Source organism: Brachybacterium sp. GCM10030252 (assembly GCF_042666535.1).
Lineage (GTDB): Bacteria > Actinomycetota > Actinomycetes > Actinomycetales > Dermabacteraceae > Brachybacterium.
Genome location: NZ_JBHTDM010000016.1, coordinates 1 through 1,295, shown reverse-complemented (window position 1 = coordinate 1,295; position 1,295 = coordinate 1). Strand labels below are relative to the sequence as shown.

1 rRNA gene is annotated in these 1,295 nt (G+C 55.5%); it reads left to right on the top strand.

Annotation, left to right across the window (positions count from 1 at the left end):
• Positions 1 to 130: 130 nt before the first annotated feature.
• Positions 131 to 1,295 (top strand): 16S ribosomal RNA (locus ACFQRJ_RS12580); the annotation flags it as partial.

The following is a 1,295-nucleotide window of genomic DNA, read 5'->3' as shown; positions in this document are numbered from 1 at the left end:
GTGCGCGTGTTGCTTGATATCTCAATAGCGTGTCTGTTTGTTGATGCCAATATTTGATTGGCAAATTTTAACGGATGATACAGCAGTTATATGCTGGTTGTTTGTTGTTTGCCAGGGTTTTTTCTATGTTTTCATGGAGAGTTTGATCCTGGCTCAGGACGAACGCTGGCGGCGTGCTTAACACATGCAAGTCGAACGATGACGACCGTGCTTGCACGGTCTGATTAGTGGCGAACGGGTGAGTAACACGTGAGTAACCTGCCCTTCACTTCGGGATAACCTCGAGAAATCGAGGCTAATACCGGATATGAGCTCGCACCGCATGGTGTGGGTTGGAAAGTTTTTCGGTGAGGGATGGACTCGCGGCCTATCAGTTTGTTGGTGAGGTAATGGCTCACCAAGGCGATGACGGGTAGCCGGCCTGAGAGGGCGACCGGCCACACTGGGACTGAGACACGGCCCAGACTCCTACGGGAGGCAGCAGTGGGGAATATTGCACAATGGGCGAAAGCCTGATGCAGCGACGCCGCGTGGGGGATGACGGCCTTCGGGTTGTAAACCTCTTTCAGTAGGGAAGAAGCGAAAGTGACGGTACCTGCAGAAGAAGCGCCGGCTAACTACGTGCCAGCAGCCGCGGTAATACGTAGGGCGCAAGCGTTGTCCGGAATTATTGGGCGTAAAGAGCTCGTAGGTGGCTTGTCGCGTCTGCCGTGAAAACCCGAGGCTCAACCTCGGGCGTGCGGTGGGTACGGGCAGGCTAGAGTGTGGTAGGGGAGACTGGAACTCCTGGTGTAGCGGTGAAATGCGCAGATATCAGGAAGAACACCGATGGCGAAGGCAGGTCTCTGGGCCATTACTGACACTGAGGAGCGAAAGCATGGGTAGCGAACAGGATTAGATACCCTGGTAGTCCATGCCGTAAACGTTGGGCACTAGGTGTGGGGGACATTCCACGTTTTCCGCGCCGTAGCTAACGCATTAAGTGCCCCGCCTGGGGAGTACGGCCGCAAGGCTAAAACTCAAAGGAATTGACGGGGGCCCGCACAAGCGGCGGAGCATGCTGATTAATTCGATGCAACGCGAAGAACCTTACCAAGGCTTGACATGCACCGGACGGCTGCAGAAATGTGGCTTTCTTTGGACTGGTGCACAGGTGGTGCATGGTTGTCGTCAGCTCGTGTCGTGAGATGTTGGGTTAAGTCCCGCAACGAGCGCAACCCTCGTTCCATGTTGCCAGCGCGTAATGGCGGGGACTCATGGGAGACTGCCGGGGTCAACTCGGAGGAAGGTGGGGA